Raw genomic sequence first — 24,618 nt, forward strand, 5'->3', positions numbered from 1 at the left:
GGCGCCGGGCAGATCAGCCGAACGCCAGCTGGACCAGCCAGTACGCCATCGCGGCGACCAGCGCGGCCGCGGGCATGGTGATGAACCAGCCCATCACGATGTTCTTGGCGACGCCCCAGCGCACCGCGCGCGAGCCCTTGGTCGAGCCCACACCCATGATCGCGGAGGTGATGACATGGGTCGTGGAGATCGGCGCGTGGAACATGAACGACGCGGTGTACATGACCGAGGCGGCCGTGGTCTCCGCGGCGAAGCCCTGCGGCGGGTCCAGCTCGATGATCCGGCGGCCGAGCGTCCGCATGATCCGCCAGCCGCCCGCGTACGTACCGAGCGAGAGGGTGACGGCGCAGGCCAGCTTGACCCAGACCGGGATGGCCGCGTTGGCGTCCTCGACGTCGGCGATGACCAGGGCCATCACCACGACGCCCATGGTCTTCTGGGCGTCCTGCAGACCGTGGCCGAGGGCCATGCCCGCGGCCGAGACCGTCTGGGCTATGCGGAAGCCCCGCTTGGCCTTGTGCGGGTTGGCCTTCCGGAACATCCACAGGATGACGACCATCACCAGATAGCCGACCACCAGGCCGATGACGGGCGAGATGAACATCGGCAGGACGACCTTCTCGATCACCCCGGTCCAGATCACCTCGGTACCGCCCGCGAGCGCCGCGCCGACCATGCCGCCGAACAGGGCGTGCGAGGACGACGACGGCAGGCCGAAGTACCAGGTGACGAGGTTCCAGACCACCGCGCCGATCAGCGCGGCGAAGAGGATGCCCATCCCCTTGCTGCCGTGGGGAGTGGAGATCAGTCCCTCACTGACCGTCTTGGCGACGCCGCTGCCGAGGAAGGCACCGGCGAGGTTCATCACGGCGGCCATCGCCAGCGCGGCACGGGGCGTCAGCGCCCGCGTCGAGACCGAGGTCGCGATGGCGTTCGCCGAGTCGTGGAAGCCGTTGGTATAGGTGAATCCGAGCGCGACCGCAATGGTCACGACGAGCGCGAAGGTGTCCATGGCCGGGGCTCAGGACTCCTTGACCGCGATGGTCTCGACGGTGTTGGCGACGTGCTCGAACGCGTCCGCGGCCTCTTCCAGGATGTCCACGATCTGCTTGAGCTTGAGGACCTCGATGGCGTCGTACTTGCCGTTGAAGAGGTGCGCCAGCAGCTTGCGGTGGATCTGGTCGGCCTGGTTCTCCAGACGGTTGACCTCGATCCAGTACTCGGTGAGGTTCGACATCGTGCGCAGGTTCGGCATCGCCTCGGCGGTCAGCTCCGCCGCCCGCGCCAGCACCTCGATCTGCTGCTCGATGCCCTTGGGCAGCTCCTCGACCTTGTAGAGGACGACCAGATCGACGGCCTCCTCCATGAAGTCCATGATGTCGTCGAGCGACGAGGCGAGGTTGTAGATGTCCTCGCGGTCGAACGGCGTGATGAACGAGGAGTTCAGCTGGTGGAAGATCGCGTGCGTCGCGTCATCTCCCGCGTGCTCCGCCGCCCGCATCCGTTCGGCGATCTCGGTCCGCGCGGAGGCGTCCGCCCCGAGCAGTTCCATCAGGAGCTTGGAGCCCGTGACGATGTTGTCCGCGGAGGCGGCGAACATGTCGTAGAAGCTCGTCTCCCTGGGGGTCAGACGAAAGCGCACGTGAAATCCTCGGGGTGCATGGGATTCGGTCGGGTTGATGCTAGGCGCATCATCCAGCCACTGCTAACCGGCATTCCCTCAGTGTCGCCCATCGGGCAGCATGCTCTGCACGGGGTACCGCAGGTGCCCGCAAAGTTCGGTACCATATACCCACCAGGGGTATATAGATCGCCTAGATACCACGGGAGACGGCCATGACGACCACGGACGCCGACGCCAACGGCCGCGCCGCAGCCGCCGCGACCCGACCCGCCCCGAAGCCGGATTCCGACCCCCACGGCGCACCCCGGACCGTGACCGATACCGCAGAGACCTCCCCGCCGGCCGGCGTCCACGGCTACGCACAGCAGAAGGACGCGCACATCAAGCGACTGCGCCGCATCGAGGGGCAGATCCGCGGACTGCAGCGGATGCTCGAAGAGGATGTCTACTGCATCGACATACTCACGCAGGTCTCGGCGAGCACGAAGGGCCTGCAGTCCTTCGGGCTCCAGCTCCTGGAGGAGCACCTGCGGCACTGCGTCGCCGACGCCGCCGTCAAGGGCCCCGAGGCCATCGACGCCAAGGTCCAGGAGGCGACCAAGGCCATCGAGCGGATGCTGCGCACCTGACGGCGGCCGGGGGCTCATCGCCCCTTCACGCCGGCTCGCCCGGCGGTTCGCGGCCGTCCCCGTCCACGTCCAGTACCTCGTCGATACGGTCCGGGCTGAGCCGCTCCTCGCTCGACGCCGCGGCCGCGATCATCAACTCACCGGTCAGGTCGATCTCGACGAGGGCTACGTGGTCCTGAACCGTCGTACGGCGGTGTCCGGCCACGTACGACACCTCCTCCTTCGAGCGCCTTCCCACGCCTCTGAGTGGTTACCGCCCAGCGTAAGGACGGCCGCCCGCTTGGCCCATGGCACGGATGGACCATTTCCGCCACGGGGCAACCGCCCTCGTCACGTGCCCCGGGGGGCGGCGGACGCGATCTTCCCGGCGTAGATGTCGCGCCGGTCGGGCAGCCGGACGGCGACCCGGCCGCCGAAACCGGTCAGCTCCGTCGTGGAGGTCACCGAGGCCCCCTGGGGCGCGCCGTTGGCGAACCGGAACCGCTGGCGCACCTTGCGCAGCCGGCCGGCCTCGTCCAGATACGCGTCGAACGGCACCGCGTCGGTGGTGAACCCTTTCTCCGCGGCGACCAGCGCCGGCCTGGTGCGCGGCGAGGCCGCCCGCGCGGCCGCCCCGATGTCCGTCGTGCCGCGGTAGTGCCGCACCACGACGCCCCCCAGCCGCTCCCGGCCCCGGTACGTCACGTCCCGCGCGCCCCGCAGCAGTTCCGCGGCGGCCAGCGGATCGGTGGCACCGCCGGTGACCAGGTTCCCGTCGGTCAGCGTGCCGGTGTCCACCCGCACCCATTTGTCGGCGGGCACCCCCGCCCCGCGGTTCTTCATGAACAGCGCGCCCGGCGCGAGGATCTCCGTGATCGGCTGGCGGCCCTCGCCGGGCCGGCCCGCGGGGTCGGGCAGGACGACGCGCAGCTGGCCGCTGCTGGTGGTGAAGTCGTAGCCGCCGGTGCCGCGGATGGCGACGCGGGTGCCGCCGCTGACCGTCTCCATGGCCGTGCGGACCGCGGCGGAGCGGGCCCGGAGCAGGGCGTCGGCGCTGGCGCGGACGGCGGCCTCGTCGCGGGCGGCCCGGCCGGGCGGTGGCCGGTCGTCGGCCGCGGCGCCCTCGGAGGAGCAGCCCGTCGCCAGCAGCCCGACCGCCAGACCCGTCCCGCACGCCACGGCCACGGCGGCCGCCCCGCCTCGCCTGTCCTGCACCACCATCGCGTACGAGCCCCCTCGGCCGCCGTCTTCGGGACCGGTCCGGCCGGTCCGCTCGGGAGGGTCGGACGTTCCGCCCACGCCACCTCTGACGTTCCGCCGACCGACCCGTTCAACGACCGTTGAGGGGGCTCGTCACGCAAGGGCGGGTGGGGCGCGTAGCGTGGACGGGTGCCCGACCCAGCCCACCACGAGACCTCCACCACCGAGCGAGGCTCCTTCTGCACGGCCCGCTGCACCTGCGGCTGGCACGGGCCGGCCCGCCGTGCCCGCTCCCAGGCGCGTACGGACGCGCAGCGGCATCTGTCCCAGGCCGGGGCGTCCGGCCCGCTGCCCCCTATGGAATGACTCCGTCCGTTCCGGGAACCCCCAACGCCCTTACGGCATCTGCCTAATGGAGGGAAGCAACGGCGCGGCAGCCCCGCGACCACCGGCCGCCATCGGCCGCCGGGGCGGGCCGCAGACATCGAGGGGGATTCATCCCAGTGAAGCGGCGCACACTCCTGCAGGCCGGCACCGGACTGGCGGCGACCTCGGTCGCCTGGGCCACCGGTTGCGACGACAAGACCGGCGCGGCGGCCGCGACGTCCTCCACCTCGGCCAACGGCGCCGCCGCCGGTGGCGCGCGGACCCAGACGGCGGCCGCCGCCGGCCGCGCCACCCCGGCCTCCTGGACCGCGCTCGGCAAGAGCCTGGACGGGCGGCTGATACAGGCCGCCGACGCCGCCTACGCGAGCGCCCGGCGCCTCTACAACACCCGTTACGACACGCTCAAGCCGTCGGCCATCGCCTACGTCAAGCACCCCTCGGACATCGCCGAATGCCTCGCCTTCGCCCGGCGCCACGGCACCCCGGTCGCCATCCGCAGCGGCGGCCACTCCTACGCGGGCTACTCCAGCGGCAACGGCCGGCTCATCGTGGACGTCTCCGCGCTGTCCAAGGTCGGCGCGCCCTCCGGCGGGATCACCCGCATCGGCGCCGGAGCCAAGCTCATCGACGTCTACCAGGGGCTGGCGGCGCACGGCGTGACCATACCCGGGGGCTCGTGCCCCACCGTCGGGATATCCGGCCTCACCCTCGGCGGCGGACACGGCGTGGTCTCCCGCGCCTACGGTCTGACCTGCGACAGCCTGGTCGGCGCGACCCTCGTCACGGCCGACGGCAAGACCGTCTCGTGCGACAAGGACCGGCACGCGGACCTGTTCTGGGCGCTGCGCGGCGCCGGCAACGGCAACTTCGGCGTGGTCACCGAGCTCCGCTTCCGTACGCATCCGGCGCCGCGCGCGGTGATGGCGTATCTGACCTGGCCGTGGGCCAAGGCGGCGAAGGTCGTGGCCTCCTGGCAGAAGTGGGGCCCGGTGCAGGCCGACGAGATCTGGTCCGCCTGCCACCTCGACACCCGGCCCGGGGGCACCCCGGCGGTCTCCGTCGCGGCCTTCTCCCTGGGCGGCTACGGCGAGCTGAAGAACGCCCTCGACAAGCTCGCCGACCAGCCGGGCGGCCCCGGCCCCGCCGCCACCGTCCGCCTCACCCCGATCGGCTATCTGGACGCGATGGAGGCGTACGCGGGCTGCTCGTCGAAGTCCACCGCGCAGTGCCATACGCCGGGTTCGCTGCCCGGCCAGACCGGCGCCGGCCGGCTCGGCCGCGAGACCTACGCGGCGCGCTCGCACTTCTTCGACCGCTCGCTGTCCGCGGCCGGTATCCGCACCCTGATGGACCAGATCGAGAGCGGCGGCCGCAAGGGCGTCGGCGGCAATGTGGCGCTGACGGCGCTGGGCGGTGCGATCAACCGCGTCGGCCGCACCGACACCGCGTTCGTGCACCGCGGATCGCGGTTCCTCGCCCAGTACTTGACGTCCTGGCCGGAAGGGGGCACCTCCCAGGGCCGTTCAGGCCCTGGGGGAGGGTCGCCCGGTACGCGCACAGCGTGGCTCAATTCGTTCCATGACGCGATGCGCCGCCATGCGTCGGGCGCCGCGTACCAGAACTACACCGACCCCGGGCTGACGGACTGGAAGTCCGCCTACTACGGCGCCGCCGCCGGGCGCCTGGACCGGGTCAAGCGGACCTACGACCCGCAGCGGCTGTTCAGCACCTTCGCACAGGCGCTCTGAGACGTCCGCCGGCGGACATACGGACGGCCCGGCCCCGTGAGGGGTCCGGGCCGTCCCTATCCGCCAGGCTCGTCGTGCTCCTTCGCGGCACTCAGGCCGCCAGATCCTTGTCCCGCTCCTTGTGCCCGCTGGGCAGCGCCGATCCCGCGGCCACCACCCGGCTGCCCTCGACGTCCCCGTCCGCCTCGGCGCCCGGCGCCCGCACCAGCCACGCCAGCGGGGAGCGGGCGACGGCCGTCGTCAGCGGCACCAGCAGCGCCTGGGCGAGCGGCGCGAGCAGCAGCGCGACGGCCGTGCCCAGCGCGAAGCCGCCGACCACGTCGGTCGGGTAGTGCACGCCCATGTAGACGCGGCAGAAGCCCTCGGCGAGCGCCAGCGCGATACCGATCAGGCCGTACTTGCGGTGGGCGACGAACAGGCCGACGCCGACCGCCATCGTGAGGGTCGCGTGGTCGCTGACGAAGGAGAAGTCGCTCTTGCCGGGGATGAGCACTTCCAGGCCGGCGTGGTCCTTGAAGGGCCGCGGCCGCTCGACGAACTCCCGGATCGGGATGTTGGCCAGCAGCGCGAGACCGGCGGCCAGCGGCGCCCACACCAGGCCCGCGACCGCGGAGGGCGCGCCGGGCCGGCGGCGCGCGGACCACCAGGCGACCAGGCACAGCACCGCGAGGGCGGCGATGATGCCGTACTCGCCGATGAACTCCATGGCCTTGTTGACCCAGTGGGGGGCGTCCTTCGCGAGGCCGTTGATGCCGTCGAGCACGTCGACGTCGGGGTTCGGCCCCTCCAGTGCGAGTCCAGCCATCTGACGCGGCCCCTTATCTTTCGCGCGCGCGAGCGCCTTCGTGTTGCTGCCGGCCCCCGTGGTCGTCGAGCGTGTGCTGCTTCGAGCGCGCTTACGTCCCCACGCAAAGGAAACGCCATGCCCGCCCCGGTCGTTCCACTCTCCACCGGAAGATCACCAGGACGTTATCGAAGCTTGACTCATCGCTGCAGTTCAGGGCCTTATGTTTACGCAGCGTTGGCACGAGGGAGCGCTTTTGCGCCATCCGAGGTGACACGGGTCGCACCGATGTAGTCCGGCGTATCGATCTTGTCGAAGCGGATCACCGCACCAGTGTAGGGCGCGTTGATCATGTACCCGCCGCCCACATAGATCCCCACGTGGTGGATCGACCGCGGATCGTGCAGGTCGTAGGCGAAGAACACCAGGTCCCCCGGGAGCAGCTCGTCGCGCTTGGGGTGCGGACCGGCGTTCCACTGGTCGTTCGCCACCCGCGGCAGCTTGATGCCCACCGAGTCGTAGGCGGCCTGGGTGAGCCCCGAGCAGTCGAACCGGCCGCCCTGCGCGGCCGTACCGGTCCCGCCCCACAGATAGCGCGTGCCGAGCCGGTCCTGCGCGAAGTAGATGGCGCCCGCGGCCTGCCGCGACGGCGCCACCGGCCCAACCGGCGCCTCGAAGCTCTTGGCCAGCGTCGTGATCGTCTTCACATAGTTCTGTGTCTCGCGGTACGGCGGGACCCCGTTGTACTGGATCACCCGATACGCCCCCGCGTTGTACGCGGCGAGCATGTTGTGGGTGTCGTCGCCCGGCGCGCGGTCGACGTAACGGGCCAGCTCGCAGTCGTACGACGCGGCCGACGGGATCGCGTCCTCCGGATCCCACACGTCCCGCTTGCCGTCGCCGTTGCCGTCGATGCCGTGCGTCTGCCACGTGCCGGGGATGAACTGCGCCATCCCCTGCGCGGCCGCCGGGCTCTGCGCCTTGGGGTTCCAGCCGCTCTCCTGATAGAGCTGCGCCGCCAGCAGCGCGGGGCTTATCGCCGGGCACAGCGTGCCCCACTTCTGCACCAGCGACTGGTACGCGGCCGGCACCGCGCCCTTGGCCAGCCCGACCGCCCGGCCGCCGACCAGCCCGGCCGCCGCCGTGTACGTACCGATCACGAGCAGCCCGAGCAGGCAGAACACCAGCCCTGCCCCGAGCCCGCCGGCCACCCAGAATTTCCGCACCCCACAACCCTCCCCCATTCAGCGGCGGTTCACTGCCTTTTTCCGGCCGCACGGTGCGCGTTGCGTCACACGGGGGGCGCAGCGGCGCTCCGGCCGGGTGCGGCGCCGCACGGCATCCGCCCGGATCGGTCCGCACCCCCGGCCCGATGATCATTGCTCAGGGTTACCGCCCGTGATACACACGGTGAGACCAGCCGGTTCAATGGAGGACGTGCGCCCACCCGCACACGTCACTCGCATCGGATCCGCCAAAGAAAGGCGCCAAGTCGACTTCTGACGGCGTCTTCGTCAGCGAAGATAGAAGCCGACCCGTTCCGAACCGGCGCGGGCGAGGGCAACCAACTACCCATAAAGGGCGGTGAGTTCACACATGGCGCACATGTCACACATGTTCCTTGCGGCCGAAAAGGGCGACATCACCACCATCATCGGCGGAATCGCCCCGGACTGGGGCCCGTTCGGCAGCCTGGGCAACGAGGCGCGCGTGATGGTCGAAGTGGTCATGGCGGTGGCGATCCTGCTGTGCCTCGGCATCGCGATCTGGGGCGCCGCCAAACAGCGCATCGGCGCCACGGCGCTGCGCGACACCTTCAGCGCCGAGCAGGGCAAGGGCCTGATCGTGGCCGGCCTGACCGGCGTCTTCATCATCGGCTCCCTCGGGACACTGTTCACGATCGTCTACGGCATGGCGGTCTAGCCCGGCCGCGGCGCGGCGTCCGGCGCGCCGCCGCCGTACCGCGCGGCGGCCGCCACCGCCGCCGCCGCACCGCCCGCGCACCCTGGGCACGCGCCCGTCCCCGTGCCGCCTTCCGTGCGCCCCCGCCCGACATCTCTCCGCCGTCCCGTGCCCCACTCGCCTCCACCGGCCGCCCCCACCCTGCCGAGGCCCCATGCTGACGCCCCCTCACCCCGGACCGCCGTGCGCCCGCGCCACCCGCGCCCACCAGCGGACCGATTGGGCGACCCACCGCACGGGGACAGGTGAACCCGGGGCCGACCGGCTCCGGAGGGCGATGGCGCACGCGGAGCAGGCAATGATCACAAACAGCACGGATTCCCCCCCATGTCCCCCATTCGCCTCCGCCGCACCGCATCTGAGGACCCGTCACGGTGAGATGTACTCGTACCACTGCGCCCGAGCCGCCGCCCGCGCGGCTACGGTCATATGAGGGCGGCACGACAACAGCACGCACGGCGGCGGCAGAGGGGGCACAGGCGCGATGAGTCTCAGTGACGACGGCGGCTACGGCGGCGAAGGCCACCGCGGCCCCGAGACGGGCCAGACACGGACCAGACTCCCCGGCGGCGACGGCGACCTGTACGGCTCGGGGCGCCGGACGCGGGCCGGTATGTCCAGCCGCAACCTCGTCACGATCGTCGGCGTGATCGTCCTGCTGCTCGCGGCCATCGCCTTCGCCAACCGCGACGGAAGCGGCAACAGCGAGTCCGGCGGCGACTCCCCCAAGGACCCCGGCCCCGGCGCCGCCCGGCCCACCGCCCCCACCGGCACCAAGCCGGTCACGGGCAAGAACGGCCAGATCGCCTCGGGGTTCGCGAAGACGGAACAGGGGGCACAGTCGGCGGCGGCGAACTACGCGGTCGCGTTGGTCTCCGCCAACATCCTCAAGCCCGGTGAACGTCACGCGATCGTCCAGCAGGTCTTCGCCCCCGCCAAGGTCGACGACATGCAGAGCAAGCTCGACGCCGCCTACTCGACGGCCTTCCTCAAGAAGCTGGGTCTCGACGCCAAGGGCAACGCGGCCCCGGGCATGACCTATGTCTCGCGCACCGTTCCCGTCGGCACCAAGCTCGTCAAGCTCCAGGGCGACACCGCGGACCTCGAAGTGTGGTGCACGGGACTCTTCGGCACGGCCGGCACGAAGTCGACCACCCCGGTGACGAGCGACTGGTTCACCATGCGGCTCCAGTTGACGTGGGCCGGTGGGGACTGGAAGGTCGACGGCTTCTCCCAGCAGGACGGCCCCGCCCCCGTCAACGGCGACGACAAGACGTCCGGTGCCGACCAGATCGCGAAGGCAGTCGAGCAGTACGGAGGGTTCACATATGCGCGGTAACCCGAGGCGTGCCCTCACCATCACCGCTGCGCTGGCGTCCGTGCAGACCACGGCTGTTCTGCTGGCCACCCGTGCCCTGGCCGCGCCCTCGCCCAAGCCGTCGCCGGGCGTCTGCGACCTGGTCCCCGGCCGCGCCAAGGACTACTGCCAGTCAGGCGACAGCGGCACCGCCCCCAAGGCCCCCAGCAGCCCCCTCGACAACAACCCCCTCGACCCCCTCGAATCCCTCGCCAAAGGCTGTGCCAAGGCCGCCGCGTGGATTGTCGACAAGTTGTCCGATGCCGTGAACGCCACCTCTCAGGTGGACTTCACCAACGCGGCGTTCCTGCGGCAGTACGCCGTCGTCTTCGCCGCCTCCACCGTGCTCACGCTCGTGCTGTGGCTGCTGGCCGTCGCCAAGCGGGCGGTGCGCGGGGTGCGGCTGACGGAGGCGATCAGCGAGGCGATCGGGTTCCTCTGGCTGACGGTGCTGGCCTCCGCCTTCACCCCGCTGATCCTCTATACGGTCGTCTCGGCGACGGACGGCGTCACCGAGATCATCGCGAAGGGGACGGGGGCGCAGACCGACACCTTCTTCGGGTCGTTCTCGCAGGCGCTCACGAAGGGCACCGACATCGGCGGCGGCCCGATCATGCTGATCGTGGTGTCGCTGGTCTCCGTGCTGGCCGCCGGTGTGCTCTGGCTGGAGCTGGTGATCCGGGCGGCGCTGCTGTACGTCGGGGCGCTGCTGGGGACGGTGGTCTACGCCGGGCTGGTCGACAAGAACATGTGGGGGCACGTACGCCGCTGGGCGGGCATCATGATCGCGGTGATCATGGTGAAACCGGTCATCGTGATCGTCCTGGGCATCGCCGGGGCGCTGTCGTCCGACAAGGGGCCGAACGCCATCTCCGCGGTGGTCTCCGGGCTCGCGATCATCCTGCTGGCCATCTTCGCCAGCGCCGTGATCTACCGCTTCGTGCCCGGTTTCGGCGACGAGATCGCGGCGTCGCGGAACAACCGGATGAGCCGGGGCGCGGAGAACGCCGCGGCGGCCGTCCTCAGCTCGCCGGCCGCGCTGGTGTCCCAGGGCATCAAGACGCACAGCTCCCGCAGCTCCGGCGGGGAGGGCGGCGGCCAGGCGCAGGGCGGCCAGTCCCGGCCGGCCGACGCGGTCTCCGGCGGCGTCGCGGCCCACGGCTCCCGCTCCGGCGGCGGCACGTCCCCCGCCGCCCCCGCTCCCCGTACGAACCCCAGGACCGGCAGCGACGCCCGCACCGGCAAGACAGCAGGAGGTGATGGGCGTTGAGCACGCAGTCCCACCCGATCGCGCCGCGTCGCACATATCTGATCGGCCGCGCCCGGCCCAACGCCATCGTCGGCAAGAACCGCGAGACCGGCGAGATCGCGCTGATCATCGCGGGCGCGTTCCTGGGCATGATGTGCGGGCTGCTGGTGCCGATGCTGCCGCTGCGGATCGTGACGCTCACGGGCTTCCCGATGCTGGGCCTGGCCGCCGTCTACGTCCCGTACAAGGGCCGGACGTTCTACAAGTGGTTCGAGATCCGGCGCAGCTTCCGCCGTACGGTCCGCGGCGGCGCGGTCTACCGCTCCGGCGCCGCCGAGGCGGGCGTACGGCTGGACGGCCGGGAGGTCGAGATCGGCCCGCCGCCCGGGATCGGGCGGATCAACTGGCTGTCCGCGCCGTTCGGCCCGGACGAGATCGCCGTCCTGCTGCACGCCGACCGCAAGACGGTGACGGCGGCCATCGAGATCGAGGGACCGGGCGTCGGACTGCGCGACAGCGAGGACCAGGAGGCCCTCGTCGACCGGTTCGGGACGCTGCTCAAGCACGTCGCCAACGGGGACGGCTTCGTCACCCGGCTGCAGATGCTGGCGCGTACGCTCCCGGCCGACCCCGACGCACACGCCAAGGACGTCGCCCAGCGCGGCGACAGGGACTCCCCGCGCTGGCTGCAGGACTCCTACGACCAGCTCCAGTCGATGGTCTCCACCTCCTCCGAGCAGCACCGCGCCTACCTCGTCGCCTGTATGCACTACACCCGCGAACTGGCCGCCGAGGCGCACACGATGGCCCGTGCGGCCCGGATGCACCAGGGCGGGCTGCTGCGCCGCAAGCTCGACCGGGACGCCGGGCTCGCGGTGGTGATGGCCCGTGAGCTGACCGACATCTGCGCCCGGCTCGCGGAGGCCGACATCCGTGTGCGCCAGCCCCTCGGCCAGGCCCGGCTCGCGTCCCTGGTGCACTCGATGTACGACCCGGACCACCCCATCGACCACATCCAGGCGATGAGCCGGCGCAACGCCTGGCCGGCCGAGCTCGATGCGATGGAGCCGACGTATCTGCAGGCCAAGACGCGGGAGTCGACGACGCGGGCGCCGTGGTGCCATGCCACGGCCTGGGTCAAGGAGTGGCCGCTGACCCCGGTGGGCGTCAACTTCCTCGCGCCGCTGCTGGTGCACACCCCCGATGTGATCCGGACGGTCGCGGTCTGCATGGACCTGGAGCCCACCGAGGTCGCCATCGAGCGGATGCTGACGGAGAAGACCAACGACGACGCCGAGGCCAGCCGGGCGGCGAAGATGAACCGGGTGGTCGACCCGCGCGACGTGGCGCACCACGGCCGGGTGGACCAGCGCGGTGAGGACCTCGCGTCCGGCGCGGCCGGCGTCAACCTCGTCGGCTACATCACGGTCTCCTCCCGCTCGCCCGAGGCGCTCGCCCGCGACAAGCGCACCATCCGCGCCTCGGCCGGCAAGTCCTACCTCAAGCTGGAGTGGTGCGACCGCGAGCACCACCGGGCGTTCGTCAACACCCTGCCGTTCGCGACCGGGATCCGCCGCTAAGCCGCTGGGAGGCGCGTACGTCATGGCCCTGCACGATCCACTCGGAGCGCTCACCGACGCGTTCACCAGCTTCCTGTTCGGGAAGGTGGAGACGACCCGGCTGCCCGTACGCACCTCCACCGGCCAGGCCCAGGCGGTGTATCTGCCGACCGCGGCCCCCGGTCTCGGCGACTCCGGCGTGATCATCGGCCGTGAGGTCTACAGCGGCAAGGGGTACATCTACGACCCGTTCCGGCTGTACGGGCAGCAGCTGCCGGCGCCGCACTGGCTGGTGCTCGGCGAGTCCGGCAACGGCAAGTCGGCACTGGAGAAGACCTACGTCCTGCGGCAGTTGAGGTTCCGCGACCGGCAGGTCGTGGTCCTGGACGCGCAGGGCGAGGACGGCGTCGGCGAGTGGAACCTCATCGCCGAGGAACTGGGCATCACCCCGATCCGCCTGGACCCGACGGCCGCGCTCAACGGCGGGATCCGCCTCAACCCGCTCGACCCGTCGATCACCACCACCGGCCAGCTGGCCCTGCTGCGCACGATCATCGAGGTCGCGATGGGCCACGGACTCGACGAGCGCTCCGGCTTCGCCCTCAAGGTCGCGCACGTCTACGTCAACGAGACCATCACCGACCGGCAGCCCGTCCTGACCGACATCGTCGAGCAGCTGCGGCACCCGGAGGCGGAGTCCGCCGAGGCGATGAACGTCGACATAGACGACGTGCGGGCCTGGGGCCTGGACGTGGCGCTGGTCCTCGACCGGCTCGTCGACGGCGACCTGCGCGGGATGTTCGACGGGCCGACGACGGCGGGCATCGACCTGGACGCGCCGCTGATCGTCTTCGACCTCTCGCACATCGACCGCAACTCCATCGCGATGCCGATCCTGATGGCGATCGTGGGGGTGTGGCTGGAGCACACCTGGATCCGGCCCGACCGGAAGAAACGCATCTTCCTGGTCGAGGAGGCCTGGCACATCATCAACTCCCCCTTCGTGGCGCAGCTGTTCCAGCGGCTGCTGAAGTTCGGGCGCCGGCTGGGCCTGTCGTTCGTCGCGGTCGTCCACCATCTGTCCGACGTGGTGGACGGGGCGGCCGCGCGGGAGGCCGCGGCGATCTTGAAGATGGCCTCGACCCGGACCATCTACGCCCAGAAGGCGGACGAGGCGCGGGCCACCGGACGGGTGCTGGGCCTGCCGCGCTGGGCGGTGGAGATCATCCCGACCCTCACCCCGGGCATCGCGGTCTGGGACGTCAACGGCAACGTCCAGGTCGTCAAGCACCTGATCACCGAGGCCGAACGCCCGCTGGTCTTCACCGACCGGGCGATGACCGAGGCGTCCGCGATGCCGACGGACGAGGCGCGCGCCCTGGAAGCGGCGGCGGACGCCGAGGCCGAGGCGCGCGCGGAGGCGATGGCGATGGAGCGCCGGTGGAGAGACGAGTCGAGCGAGACGGTGGCGTGAGGCGCGGATACGACGACGAACGAGGCGGCGGCCGCGGCGGCTACCGCGATCCGCACGGCGGCCGGGGCCGCGGCATCCCGGACTCCCTGCTGGTCGGGTTACTGGCCTTCCTGCTGGGCCTGACGGTGCTGGTGTGGACGGCGACCGGTCTGGCCGGCCTGTTCGCGCACGGCGCCTGGCCCGACGGCGTCACCTACCCCGGAACGCCGATCGCCCTGCGCCATCTGGTCTCCGCCCCGCACGACATGGCCGCCGCCTGGCCCGCCGCCCCCAAGGGCCAGCTGTCCGGTTACGGCCTGTTCTGGGGCATCCTCATCGGCGAACTGATGGTGCTGCTGGTCCTGGTCGTCTTCACGATGGGGACCGTCACCCGCTACCGCGCCGTACGGGCCGCGCGGCGGACGAAGGCCCGGGAGGCCGCGGCCGCGCGCACGGCCGGGGAGTCCGGGCGGCCGACACCGGACCTCACGCGCCAGGAGCGGGAGGACCGCGAGGCCCTGGCGGCGGCCCGCGCCGCGCGGGCGGCCGTCCCCGCCGCCCCGTCCGTGCCCATGGAGGACGCGCCCGCCGAGGACGCCCCCGCGGTCCCGGCCGTCCCCGCCGCCCCCGTCGGCCACGCCGCCGCGGGTCCGGTCCCCGAGCAGCGCACCGGCTCCCCGGCCGCCGCCGACCGGCTCGCCGAACCCACCCTCCCCCGCGTCCAGTTCGCCACCTCCGGCCGGGCCGCGGCCCTGGCCGCGGCCGTCGCCACCGCCACCGCCGCCCCGGGCCCCCTGATCGTCGCCACCACCGATCCCGCGCTGTGGTCCGAGACCAAGGACGCCCGCGCCAAGCTCGGCCCGCTGCTGACCTACGATCCGACGCACCGCCTCGACACCCCGGCCCGGCTGCGCTGGTCGCCCACGTCCGGCTGCGACGACCTGGCCACCGCCGCCGCCCGGGCCGCCGCGCTGCTCGCCCCCGTACGGCCGTCCGGCGCGCTGGACTCGGCGGTCGCGGACGCCGCCCAGACCCTGCTGCGCTGCTGGCTGCACGCCGCCGCGGTCGACGGCCGCCCGTTCCGCCAGCTGCACCGCTGGGCCCATGCCGCGGGCAGCGCCCAGGAGCCGGTCCGCATCCTGCGCACCAGCCCGAAGGCGTCCGGCGGCCAGGCCGGCGAGCTGGAGTCGGTGCTCACCGCGCACGCCGAACGCCGGGAGCTGGCGACGGAGGTGGTCGGCCGGGCGCTGAGCGCCCTGTCCTCCCTCCACATCCGGGATGTGTGCAATCCACTTCGAGCGGATTCGGTCATTCTCGAATCATTCATCGATGAGGGGGGAACGCTGTACGTGGTAGGCGAACCCATCGAGGATCCGCGTACCGACCCGGGTGCGATGCCGCTGCTCACCGCACTCCTCTCCAGCGTGGTCGAGCACGGCCGCCGCATGGCCGAACGGTCATCTGACGGTCGGCTCGACCCACCACTCACCCTCGTCCTGGACGACATCGCGGCGCTCGCCCCGCTGCCCGCGCTCCCCGACCTGCTGGAAACGGGCCGTACCCGCGGCCTGCTGACCCTGGCGACGATGCGCTCCCAGGAGCAGGCCCGGGCCCGCTGGCCGCATCGCCCACTGCCGGCGTGACCCCGCCGGCCGCGCCGGCTCGGTCAACCGCTCCGCCACCTCCGGCCAGTGCGCGCGCAGCGCGAAGTGGTCGCCGCCGGGGAAGATCCGCAGCCGGAAGTCCCCGGCGGTGTGCCCGCGCCAGGCGGCCGCCTCCCCGACGGTGACCAGCGGATCGGCGTCGCCGACCAGCGCGGTGACCGGCACCCGCAGCGGCGGGCCGGGACGGTGCCGGTAGGTCTCCACGGCCTTGTAGTCGCCGCGCACCACGGGCAGGGCCATGGCCAGCAGCTCCGAGTGCTCCAGCAGCCGGGGGTCGGTGCCCTGCGTCCGGCGGATCTCCTCGACGAGGCCGGCGTCGTCGAGGAGATGGACGGTGCCGCCGCGCACCCGGGACGGGGCGCAGGCACTGGAGACGACCAGGTGGTCCGGGCCCTGCCCGGCGTCCTCCAGCAACCGGGTCACCTCGTACCCCACCAGGGCGCCCATGCTGTGCCCCAGCAGGGTCAGCGGGCGGCGGGCGAGCGGCGCCAGCGCCCGGTACGCCCCGGCCGCCAGCGCCGCGAGGTCCTCGATCCGCTCCTCCGCGACGCGGTCGTGGCGGCCCGGGTACCGCACCGCCAGCACCTCGGGGCGGGCGCCGTCCCCGGCGGCCAGGGCCCGGGCCAGCGGACGGTAGGCGCCCGCGCCGCCGCCCGCGTGCGGGAAGCACACCACGCGGGCGGCGCCGGGCGTCCCCGGCGCCAGTCGGCGCAGCCACGGGCTACATGCCACGGGTGAAGCCCCCGTCGACGGTCAGGCTCTGCGCCGTGATCGCGGCCGCCCGGTCGGACACCAGGAAGCCGACGAGCTCGGCGGCCTCCCGTGCCTCGACCAGTCGGCGCAGCGGGACGCCCTTGCGGGCCTGGCGCAGCATCCGTACCGGGTCCGCGCCGATCTCGTCGGCCTGGGCGGCGAGTTCGCGGCGGAGCATGGGGGTGTCGACCCAGCCCGGCAGCACGGCGTTGACGGTGATCCCGCGGGCGGCGAGATCGAGGGCGAGGCCCTTGGTGTAGCCGATCAGGCCGTGCTTGGAGGCGCAGTAGGCGGTGTTCCGCATCTTGCCGGCCTTGCCGAGGATCGAGGACACATTGACGATCCGGCCCTGGTCGGCGAGGTACTCCAGGCAGGTGGCGGTGACCGCGAAGGTGCCGTGCAGATTGATGTCGAGCACCCGCAGCCAGGTGGTCTCGTCGTCGGGCCCGTTCTCGTCGGCCACCCCGGCGTTGTTGACGAGGATGTCGAGCCGCCCGGCGGCCCGCAGTTCGGCGCGCAGCCGGGTGCGCAGCGCCGCCCGCTCGCGCAGGTCGGCCTCGACGGCCACGGCGGCCGCGCCCAGCGCGCGGACCTCCTTGACGACCGTCTGCAGTCCGCCGGCGTCCCGGTCGAGGAGGATCAGGCGGGCCGCGCCGGACTCGGCCAGCACCAGGGCCACCTCCCGGCCGATGCCCTGGGCGGCGCCGGTGACCACGGCCGTCCGGCCCGCCAGTTCCCCCGGCCGCGGCCGTTCGGTGCGCCCGTCGCCCCCGCTCACGCCGCCTTCGCTCTCATCGCTCATCTTCGGCTCCCTCACGCCATCTTCAGTCCGCCGTCGACGTGCAGTACCTCGCCCGTGGTGTACGTGTTGCGGGGGCTCGCGAGGTACGCCACGGCATCGGCGATCGTCTCGGGTTCGGCGTAGCTCTTCACCAGCAGCCGGCGCATGATCTCGTCCTCGCCGTGGCTGCGGATGGTGTCGGTCATCTCGGTGTTGATCACGCCGGGGGCGACGGCGTTGACCAGGATCCCGCGGGAGGCGAGCTCCACGGCCATCGCCTTGGTGAACGCCTCCAGCCCGCCCTTGGCCGCCGCGTAGTTGGACTGGCCGCGGCCGGGCTTGGAGGCCGCGGACGAGGAGATGTTGACGATCCGCCCGTAGCGGCGGCGCAGCATCAGCGGCGCCGCCGCCTGCACGATGAGCATCGGGGCGAGGAGGTTCGTGGCCAGCACCTCCTCGATGTCCTTCAGGCTGTGGTTGACCAGCAGTTCGTCGCGGGTGATCCCGGCGTTGTTGACGAGTACGTCCAACCGCCCGAAGGAGCCGCGTACGCCGGTGACGACCGACTGCGGCACATCGGGATCGCCGACGTCCCCCTGGAACAGCTCGACCCGGCGGCCGAGTCCGGCGATCCGCTCCGCGACCTGCTCGGCCTCCCTCGTCGCGCTGCGGTAGTTGAGCGCGATATCGCAGCCGGCCGCCGCCAGCTTCAGGGCGATCGCGCGGCCGATGCCCCGGCTGCCGCCGGTCACCAGCGCCACCTGGCCTTCGAATTCCATGCTGTCCTCTCGCGTCGGCGGGCCCGGTCCTCAGACCGAGTGCGCGCTCTTGTAGTCGGCGAGCCGCAGCCCGTGGGCCTTGGCCAGTGCGGCGATGTCGATGACCTGCTGGCGGCTGATGTTCCCGTACGAGTAGTGGTGGTCGAGGCCGGCCAGGCCCATCAGGGCCGTCTCCGCCATGCAGGCGAACAGCTGGCCGGCCTCAAGGAAGGCGCGCGCCGAGGGGTGCAGGCTCTCGCCGTGCGGGGTGGCGACGATGCCGCCGAGCATGTACGCCAGGTCCGGCCGCTGCTCGGCGAGGCCCGCGACGGCGTTGTTGGGCACCGCGATATCGCAGATCACCGTGTTCGGCCCGAAGTGCTCGCCGGTCAGGAACGGTTCGGGGCTGTTGGAGGCGCACAGCACCAGCTGCGCCTCCTTCAGGGCGGCGCTGTCCTGGGTGACGGTCAGGAACGGGTCCTGGCCGTAGCGCTCCTGGAGGTACGCGGCGATCGCCCGGCCCCGGCCGGTGTCGTCGGCCGGGCCCTCGGCCAGCCACTTGGCGATCAGCGGCTCCTCGGCGAGCCGCGCCGGGATCCCGGTCAGCTCGCCGCCCTCCGCGATCCGCGACCAGCACTCCTGGTAGACGCCGTGCACGGTGTTCTGCAGCCGCCTGGCCGAACCGTCCCGCCGGCTGCCGACCAGCACGATGCGGCCGAGCCGCTCGGCGAAGAGCTGGCTGTAGACCGAGGCGATGTTGCCGGCCGCGCCGACCACGGCCAGCGTGGCGTCCTCGACCCGCCAGCCGCGGTCCTTCGCACCCCGCTCCATGGCCTGGACGCCCATCGCCACGGTCAGCGCGTTGCCGGAGGTCAGTGCGATCCCCGGGACCCGCAGCGAGGTGCAGTTGGCGGTGACGATGGAGGTGTACATCCCCAGGCCCGCCACCGTGCAGCCGTCGTCGCGGGCGGCCCGCACCCGCTCCTCGATGTCCGCGCGGATGCCCGCGACGTCCCCCGAGGCGAGGTAGCCGCCCATCTGCTCGGAGGCGACCATCAGCGGATAGAGGGCGAACTCCACGGAGCTGCCGAGCGGCGAGTCGATCCGCACGCCGGGGTAGGGCGCAGCCGTCTTGACCGGGTCCATGCCGAGGACGAAGGAGCGCAGCGCCGCGTCGCCGAAGTCGGCGAGCGCCGGGTCCACCTGCCGCAGATGCGACGGTTCGATGAGGTGGTTGAGGAAGGCGACCTTGCGCACCGGCCCGGTCGCCGGGCGCCCCTCGCCCTGCTCGTATCCGGCCACCGCGCCCCGGAAGTCCCGGATCTCCGCCCGCGGTTTGGGGATCCGCCGGTCGCTGGCGGGGTGGACCAGATGCAGGGTGTCCTCGTAGCGCAGGATGCGGCAGAGCCGCTCCAGGGCCCCGCGCAGGTGCTCGATCTCCTCGTCGGTGAGGTACGCCGAGGGCTGGATGCGCAGCACGTTGCCGGCGCTGCCGGTCGGCGCGATCCGGATGCCCTCCTGGCGCAGCAGGTAGCCGGAGAGCAGATAGCCCAGCGAGCCGGTGTAGGCGCTGCCGCGCAGCACCATGGAGCGGGCCTCGCCCTGGTCCTTGAGTTCCAGGCCGATGAACAGGCCCTTGCCGCGGACGTCCGCGACGACGTCGGGGAAGGCCGCCTTGAGGCCGGTGAGCATGGCGGTGAGCTTCTCGCCGCGCTCGGCGACCCGCCGGTAGACCTCGCCGTCGTCCGCCTCCAGCAGCTCGACGACCTTGTGCGCGACGGACGAGGAGAAGTCGTCCATGGCGAAGGTCGAGCTGTGGATGATGTCGAACTCGCCCTCGTACAGCGACCGGCGGACCAGCATGGCGGAGATCTTGGCGAGCCCGCCGCCGAGCGACTTCGACAGCGCGTAGTAGTCGCCGCGCAACCCGATGAGCGAGCTGGCCAGGAACGCGCCGCAGCGGCCCATGCCGCTCTGCACCTCGTCGAGGATCAGCGGGGTGCCGACCTTGTTGCAGAACAGCCGGATGGCGCGGCCCTGCTCGGCCGTCAGCGCGTGGATACCGCCCTCGCCCTGCACCGGCTCGACCAGGAACGCGGTGATGACCGGCAGACCGCGTTCGACGACCTTGACCCGCCCGGCCTCGATCTCGGTGTCGAGCAGCGCCACCCGCTCCTCGTCGGCGATCGCGTCCAGCAGTTCGAGCCGCTCCATGGGCACGAAGCGCACCCGCGCGCCGAGGTGCTGGAACGGGGCGCGGAAGCCGGAGTTGTAGGTCAGCTGGACGCTGCCGACGAGCTTGCCGTGGAAGGACCGCTCCAGCGCCAGGAACAGCGGCCGGGTGGCGAGCGCCGCCGCGTTGTGCGCCTCCAGGGCCGCCAGCAGCGCGTCCAGGCTCGTATCCCGCGGCGCCCGCGCCCGGACGGCCGGCAGCCGGAAGGCGTCCGCGTCGAGGACGGCGTCCCCGCCGCGGACGGCCTCCCGCGCGGCCGCCGCGTTCTGGGCGACCTCGTCGGCGAGCGCGGTGACCTGGTGCACCCGGACGAGTTCGGCGTGCTTGACGGCCGCCTCGACGGCCTCGGCACCGCTGTTGCCGAAGGTGGCGACGTACGGCTCCTTGGCCGAGGTCTCCCGGCGGACGACGTCGCTGAGCGCGGCGCCGAGCCGGCCGGCCTCGCCGCGCAGCGAGAACTGCGCGTGCACGGCCGGGTTGCGGTCCAGCAGGGCCCGGGCGTGCGCGACGATCTCGGGGTGGTTGTGGCCGAGGATCAGCGAGCCGTAGCCGCCCATGAGGTCGAGGACCGGGATGTCCCTCCCCTCCTCGTCACGGTGGTAGAGGGTGTTGCCCTGTGCGCGGACGTACTCCACGTCCAGCCCCAGGGCGGCGAGGATCCGCCCCATCCGGGGCTGCACGAATGCGGTGAACTGCGACATGGTGATGGTGGTCCCCTCGTGCGTCAGGGCGTGTGCGGGCGCTGGGCGAGCAGCGCGCCGGCGAACCCGTTGAAGGTGCTGTGCAGGCTCAGCACGGAGTCGATCCGGCGCTTCCTGGGCGCGCCCATGACGAAGTCGGTCCCGTCGTCGGGCGGAGTGCGCAGATGGGCGATCGGCGGCAGCTCGCCCTCGGCGAACAGATGCGGCGCCAGGGCGAGTTCGGCCAGCGGACCGGCGGCGCCGAGCGTGCCGGTGACCGGGCGCAGCGAACCGACCGGGACGCCGCTGTCCTTCAGCAGCGCCCGCAGCAGCTCGGCCTCGGCGGCGTCGTGCGCGAGGGTGCCCTTGCCGTCGGCGAGGACCGCGCCCAGGGTGTCGGGCGACAGGCCGTGGTCGGCCAGCAGCCCGCGGGGCCCTTCGGCGAGGGTGGACGGCCCGACGCCGCTGTCCACCGCCGGCCGCAGCGCGGCGCCGAGGAACGTCACCAGCGGCCGGGCGCCGCGCCGTGCGGCATCGCCGGCCCGCTCCAGTACGAGCGCCACCGCGCCCTCCGCCAGGACCGTGCCGTCCCGCTCCGCGTCGAAGCTGCGCACCGCCGCGCCGCCGGCGCCGCCCGCGCTCAGATGCCCGGCGCGGTACTGCGCGGCCAGCTTCAGCGGCTCGTTGTAGCTGCCCGCGCCGACCACCAGGGCGGTGTCGCAGTGGCCCTGGCGGAGGGTGAAGGCGGCCCGCTGCAGCGCCCCGAGCGCGGCACCGGCGTCCTGGACGAACGCGGCGCAGTCGCCGCGGAACCGCTGGGCGATGGAGACCATCGCCAGGGTGTTGTTGTTGAGCGCCCTGATGACGGTGAACGGGTTGAAGGTGGCCGCGTTGCCGAACGCCTCGGCCACCAGCCGCTGCAGGTCCACCCCCGCCTGCGGGGAGGTGTCCGTCCGGGCCCGGTCGAGCGCCTTGTGGAAGGCGGCGGCGCTCAGTTCGGTGGAGTCGTCCTGGGCGACGTAGAGCCCGCGGCGCTCCTCCGGGATCTCCTGCCAGCTCTCGCCGGCCTGCTCCATGGCGTCCTGCGCGGCGAGCACCGCGTTGAAGGTGAAGGGCGTGCCGAACTTCCGCAGCTTGTGCGGCACGCTCTCCCGGCTCTGCTGCTGCAGCTCGTCGGGGACATGGCCGAAGTGGGTGATCTTCCCGGTCCGTACGTAGGGGTCCCGGTAGGGCGAGAGCGCGGGCCGCGCCGCGCGCCAGGCCGACCACAGGGCCTCGGGCCCGCGACCGGTGGGCAGCACCGTGCCGATGCCGGTCACCACGACGGAATCGGGGTCGAAGGAGCGGCCGGGAGGGTTTGTGTTCGTCGGGTCAGGAGTCATAACCGCGTACCACCAGACTGGCGTTGAGTCCGCCGAAGCCGAAGGAATTGCTCACTGCCACCGGCACCTCCTGGTGCCGGGCCTTGTCCGGGACGTAGTCGAGGTCGCAGGCCGGATCCGGGTTCTGCAGGTTCAGCGTCGGCGGCACGATGCCCTCGCGCACGGACAGCACCGTGGCGATCAGCTCGGGGGCGCCGGCCGCCGCGATCAGATGGCCCAGGGCGGTCTTGTTGGCGGTGACCGCGAGCCTGCGGTAGTGCCCGCCGCGGGCGAAGACGTCCTTGATCGCCCGGGTCTCGGCCGGGTCGTTGAGCGGCGTGGAGGTGCCGTGCGCGTTGACCGAGGCCACCTCGCCCGGCTCCACCCCGCCGTCGGCCAGCGCCCGGCTCATCGCCAGCGCGGCGCCCCGGCCGTCCGGATGCGGCGCGGTGACCTGGTAGGCGTCCAGGGAGCTGCCGAAGCCGGCCACCTCCGCGTAGATCGACGCACCCCGCCGGCGGGCGCTCTCCTCGCTCTCCAGCACCAGCATCGCCGCGCCCTCCCCGGCGACCAGACCGCTGCGGTCGCGGTCGAAGGCACGGCACAGCCGGTCCCCGAACAGCTCGGACGTCGACGGCGCGCCCAGCAGGTGCAGCCCGGTCATCGTGGGCAGGTTCAGCACCGAGTCGGCGCCGCCCACCAGCATCGCGTCCACCTCACCGCGCCGGATCATCCGGAAGCCGTGGCCGATGGCGTGGGTGGCGCCCGCACAGGCGGTGCTGTAGTTCAGCGTCGGCCCGCGCAGCCGGTGGCGGGTGGCGATACCGGCGGCCAGCGCGTCATTGGTGCAGAACAGCCCGCTGGCGCGGTCGAGTTCGGCGCGCCGGTCGTAGAGCGTCTGCCAGCCGGGCTCCCCGTCGTCCCCGATGGCGTGCAGGAGTTCGTGGGCGTCGCGCTCCGGGACGCCCGAGCCGACGGCGGTGCCGACCCGGCCCGGCGGACGCGCGGCGTCGCCGAAGTCGAGCCCGGCGTCGGCCAGCGCCTGTCCGGCGGCCGCCAGGCCGAACCGCATCCGCCGCTCCATCGGCCGGCGTCGGCCCTCCTCGCCGCCGTGGCGCCGGGCGAACTCCTCGTCGTCGACCGGCGCCGCATAGCGCACCGGGAAGTCCTCGACCCCCGGCGGCCGCCAGGCGCGGATCGCCGAGCGGCCCTCGCACAGGCCCTCCCACAACGTCTGCCGGTCGAGCCCCAGTCCGCAGACGGCGCCCATGCCGGTCACCACGACGCGGCGGCTCATCGGTCCCCTCCTTCCAGTACGACGGCGCACACCTGGCCGCGCACCCCGCACGCCAGCGCCAGCACCCGCGGGATGTCCAGCTCCTCCTCCCGCACCGCGGCGCCGTCGGCCACCAGCCGGCGCCCGCCGGCCAGGCCGTGCAGCGCCAGCAGCACATGGGCGAGCGGATGGGCGGGGCCGAGCACGCCGGTGGCGGCGGCGCACGTGAACTCCGGGGGCCGCGCGGCGGCGCCCGCGAAGACCGCGTCGAGCGCGGCGCGCTGGGCCCGCCGCCCGTCCGGCGTCCACACCGCGTCCGGCAGCACCCAGCCGATTCCGCCGGCGTCGGTGCCGGCCATCCGCAGCGCCGTGCGCACGGCCTCGGCGATCGCCTCGGTCCGGCCCGCGCCGTCCGCGCCGAACGCCCGCCCGTAGCCGGCCGGCCGGACCGCCGCCGCGGGCGCGTCCGGGGTCCGCGCGGCGAGCAGGAAGGCCGCCCCCTCGCCCGGGGTGGCCCCGTCCCAGCCCAGCTCCTCGTACTGCGGCAGCAGCAGCGGATGGATCTTGGGGCTGACCGCCCCGATGAGAGCCGCCTCGTTCTCGCCCTCGGCGACCGACAGCACCCCGTCGATCAGGGCCTGCAGCCCCGCGTCGGAGAACGGCGAGTACGCGGCCATCGCCCCGGTCAGCCCGAAGACGGCCGAGATATGGGCGGCGGCGGTGCTGTTGAGGTGGGACAGCCCGCTGAACGGCGGGACCTCGCGGGCGTAGAGCCGTGCCACCGCGTCCGGCGAGCCGGCCGCCCTGCGCAGCCCGTCGAGCGCGCTGAAGCGCAGCAACTCCTCGTCCACCGTGGGCAGTCCGAGGTAGAGCCCCCAGCGTTCCCCGCCCACCGGCCCGCCGTGGCCGCCGAGCGACAGCCGGGCGCCGTGGAGCGCCATCCGGGCCTGCTTCTCCGAGGTGCGCAGCACCCTGCGGTGCACACCGAGCGTGGCGGCGTCGGGATCGTCGACGAGGAAGGCGCTGACCGCGCCGGGCCAGGGCGACGCCGGCAGCCCGCTCGGCCGGCTGGTGTCCTTGCCGGCCACCAGGGCCTCCCACAGGGCGGCCGGGTCCGGGCCCGCCGCGGTGTACAGGCCGGGTGCGGTCAGCCGCACCGCGTCCAGGTTCGTCATCGCCCG

The 24,618-nt window shown here is 72.7% G+C and carries 21 protein-coding genes and 1 pseudogene; 9 read left to right on the forward strand and 13 right to left on the reverse strand.

The annotated features are described in order from the left end of the window. Nucleotides 1-13: 13 nt before the first annotated feature. Nucleotides 14-1,012, reverse strand: a complete 999-nt coding sequence (locus ACZ4NB_RS16705) for an inorganic phosphate transporter (protein ID WP_467662106.1) — start codon at nt 1,010-1,012, stop codon at nt 14-16. Nucleotides 1,013-1,021: 9 nt separating this feature from the next. After that, nucleotides 1,022-1,642, reverse strand: coding sequence for a DUF47 domain-containing protein (locus ACZ4NB_RS16710; protein WP_030069756.1), 621 nt, complete (start codon nt 1,640-1,642; stop codon nt 1,022-1,024). A 194-nt stretch (nt 1,643-1,836) separates the two neighbouring features. Here ACZ4NB_RS16710 and ACZ4NB_RS16715 point away from each other — a divergent pair, with 194 nt between their 5' ends. Further along, nucleotides 1,837-2,253, forward strand: a complete 417-nt coding sequence (locus tag ACZ4NB_RS16715) for a metal-sensitive transcriptional regulator (protein WP_467662108.1) — start codon at nt 1,837-1,839, stop codon at nt 2,251-2,253. A 25-nt stretch (nt 2,254-2,278) separates the two neighbouring features. Here ACZ4NB_RS16715 and ACZ4NB_RS16720 read toward each other — a convergent pair whose 3' ends face one another. Both ACZ4NB_RS16720 and ACZ4NB_RS16725 read right to left on the reverse strand, forming a co-directional pair. Continuing rightward, complete coding sequence (locus tag ACZ4NB_RS16720) at nt 2,279-2,467, reverse strand: hypothetical protein (protein ID WP_467662110.1); 189 nt, start codon at nt 2,465-2,467, stop codon at nt 2,279-2,281. A 116-nt stretch (nt 2,468-2,583) separates the two neighbouring features. Continuing rightward, nucleotides 2,584-3,453, reverse strand: coding sequence for an SCO4651 family lipoprotein (locus ACZ4NB_RS16725; protein WP_467662112.1), 870 nt, complete (start codon nt 3,451-3,453; stop codon nt 2,584-2,586). Between the two features lie 168 nt (nt 3,454-3,621). Between ACZ4NB_RS16725 and ACZ4NB_RS16730 the strand changes: the two genes are divergently transcribed. Both ACZ4NB_RS16730 and ACZ4NB_RS16735 read left to right on the forward strand, forming a co-directional pair. Beyond that, nucleotides 3,622-3,798 (forward strand): hypothetical protein, encoded by a 177-nt coding sequence (locus tag ACZ4NB_RS16730; protein WP_467662114.1) that lies wholly within the window; start codon nt 3,622-3,624, stop codon nt 3,796-3,798. A gap of 137 nt (nt 3,799-3,935) precedes the next feature. Then, nucleotides 3,936-5,567, forward strand: coding sequence for an FAD-binding oxidoreductase (locus ACZ4NB_RS16735; RefSeq protein WP_467662116.1), 1,632 nt, complete (start codon nt 3,936-3,938; stop codon nt 5,565-5,567). 91 nt (nt 5,568-5,658) lie between these two features. On the opposite strand, the gene ACZ4NB_RS16740 is transcribed toward ACZ4NB_RS16735, so the two are convergent. Continuing rightward, nucleotides 5,659-6,372, reverse strand: coding sequence for a phosphatase PAP2 family protein (locus ACZ4NB_RS16740; protein ID WP_467662118.1), 714 nt, complete (start codon nt 6,370-6,372; stop codon nt 5,659-5,661). A 206-nt stretch (nt 6,373-6,578) separates the two neighbouring features. Beyond that, the gene (locus ACZ4NB_RS16745; RefSeq protein WP_467662120.1) at nt 6,579-7,577 is read right to left on the reverse strand and encodes a C40 family peptidase; all 999 of its coding nucleotides are present in this window, start codon (nt 7,575-7,577) and stop codon (nt 6,579-6,581) included. A gap of 388 nt (nt 7,578-7,965) precedes the next feature. Here ACZ4NB_RS16745 and ACZ4NB_RS16750 point away from each other — a divergent pair, with 388 nt between their 5' ends. The 6 genes from ACZ4NB_RS16750 to ACZ4NB_RS16775 all read left to right on the forward strand — a co-directional run bounded on the left by ACZ4NB_RS16750 (nt 7,966) and on the right by ACZ4NB_RS16775 (nt 15,574). Next, a complete protein-coding gene (locus tag ACZ4NB_RS16750; protein WP_046930918.1) occupies nt 7,966-8,274 on the forward strand; it encodes a hypothetical protein in 309 nt (102 codons plus the stop codon). Nucleotides 8,275-8,797: 523 nt separating this feature from the next. Next, nucleotides 8,798-9,652 carry a DUF8175 domain-containg protein gene (locus ACZ4NB_RS16755; protein WP_467662122.1) on the forward strand — a complete coding sequence of 285 codons (855 nt, stop codon included), beginning with the start codon at nt 8,798-8,800 and terminating at the stop codon, nt 9,650-9,652. Next, the gene (locus ACZ4NB_RS16760) at nt 9,642-10,940 is read left to right on the forward strand and encodes a hypothetical protein (RefSeq protein ID WP_467662124.1); all 1,299 of its coding nucleotides are present in this window, start codon (nt 9,642-9,644) and stop codon (nt 10,938-10,940) included. The genes ACZ4NB_RS16755 and ACZ4NB_RS16760 overlap by 11 nt, the downstream gene beginning before the upstream one ends. After that, nucleotides 10,937-12,499: an SCO6880 family protein gene (locus tag ACZ4NB_RS16765; protein WP_467662126.1), complete on the forward strand. Its 1,563-nt coding sequence runs from the start codon at nt 10,937-10,939 to the stop codon at nt 12,497-12,499. Before ACZ4NB_RS16760 ends, ACZ4NB_RS16765 begins: the two co-directional genes overlap by 4 nt. A gap of 28 nt (nt 12,500-12,527) precedes the next feature. Continuing rightward, nucleotides 12,528-13,952, forward strand: a complete 1,425-nt coding sequence (locus ACZ4NB_RS16770; protein WP_430980391.1) for an ATP-binding protein — start codon at nt 12,528-12,530, stop codon at nt 13,950-13,952. Next, complete coding sequence (locus tag ACZ4NB_RS16775; protein ID WP_467662128.1) at nt 13,949-15,574, forward strand: TraM recognition domain-containing protein; 1,626 nt, start codon at nt 13,949-13,951, stop codon at nt 15,572-15,574. Before ACZ4NB_RS16770 ends, ACZ4NB_RS16775 begins: the two co-directional genes overlap by 4 nt. A gap of 36 nt (nt 15,575-15,610) precedes the next feature. On the opposite strand, the pseudogene ACZ4NB_RS16780 reads toward ACZ4NB_RS16775, so the two are convergent. The 7 genes and pseudogenes from ACZ4NB_RS16780 to ACZ4NB_RS16810 form a co-directional block, all read right to left on the reverse strand. Continuing rightward, nucleotides 15,611-16,327, reverse strand: a pseudogene (locus tag ACZ4NB_RS16780) (thioesterase II family protein); the annotation flags it as partial. Continuing rightward, nucleotides 16,317-17,150: an SDR family NAD(P)-dependent oxidoreductase gene (locus ACZ4NB_RS16785; RefSeq protein WP_467662130.1), complete on the reverse strand. Its 834-nt coding sequence runs from the start codon at nt 17,148-17,150 to the stop codon at nt 16,317-16,319. The gene ACZ4NB_RS16785 and the pseudogene ACZ4NB_RS16780, both read right to left, overlap by 11 nt. An 11-nt stretch (nt 17,151-17,161) precedes the next feature. Continuing rightward, complete coding sequence (locus ACZ4NB_RS16790) at nt 17,162-17,908, reverse strand: 3-oxoacyl-ACP reductase family protein (RefSeq protein ID WP_467662132.1); 747 nt, start codon at nt 17,906-17,908, stop codon at nt 17,162-17,164. Between the two features lie 30 nt (nt 17,909-17,938). Then, nucleotides 17,939-20,821 carry an aminotransferase class III-fold pyridoxal phosphate-dependent enzyme gene (locus ACZ4NB_RS16795; RefSeq protein ID WP_467662134.1) on the reverse strand — a complete coding sequence of 961 codons (2,883 nt, stop codon included), beginning with the start codon at nt 20,819-20,821 and terminating at the stop codon, nt 17,939-17,941. Between the two features lie 23 nt (nt 20,822-20,844). Next, nucleotides 20,845-22,182, reverse strand: a complete 1,338-nt coding sequence (locus ACZ4NB_RS16800; protein WP_467662136.1) for a beta-ketoacyl synthase N-terminal-like domain-containing protein — start codon at nt 22,180-22,182, stop codon at nt 20,845-20,847. Then, entirely contained in the window at nt 22,172-23,458 is a 1,287-nt protein-coding gene (locus tag ACZ4NB_RS16805; protein WP_467662138.1) for a beta-ketoacyl-[acyl-carrier-protein] synthase family protein, read from the reverse strand. The genes ACZ4NB_RS16800 and ACZ4NB_RS16805 overlap by 11 nt, the downstream gene beginning before the upstream one ends. Continuing rightward, nucleotides 23,455-24,612 (reverse strand): beta-ketoacyl synthase N-terminal-like domain-containing protein, encoded by a 1,158-nt coding sequence (locus ACZ4NB_RS16810; RefSeq protein WP_467662140.1) that lies wholly within the window; start codon nt 24,610-24,612, stop codon nt 23,455-23,457. Before ACZ4NB_RS16810 ends, ACZ4NB_RS16805 begins: the two co-directional genes overlap by 4 nt. Between the last annotated feature and the right edge of the window lie 6 nt (nt 24,613-24,618).

The sequence above is a fragment of the Streptomyces sp. NPDC026575 genome, from assembly GCF_055567415.1.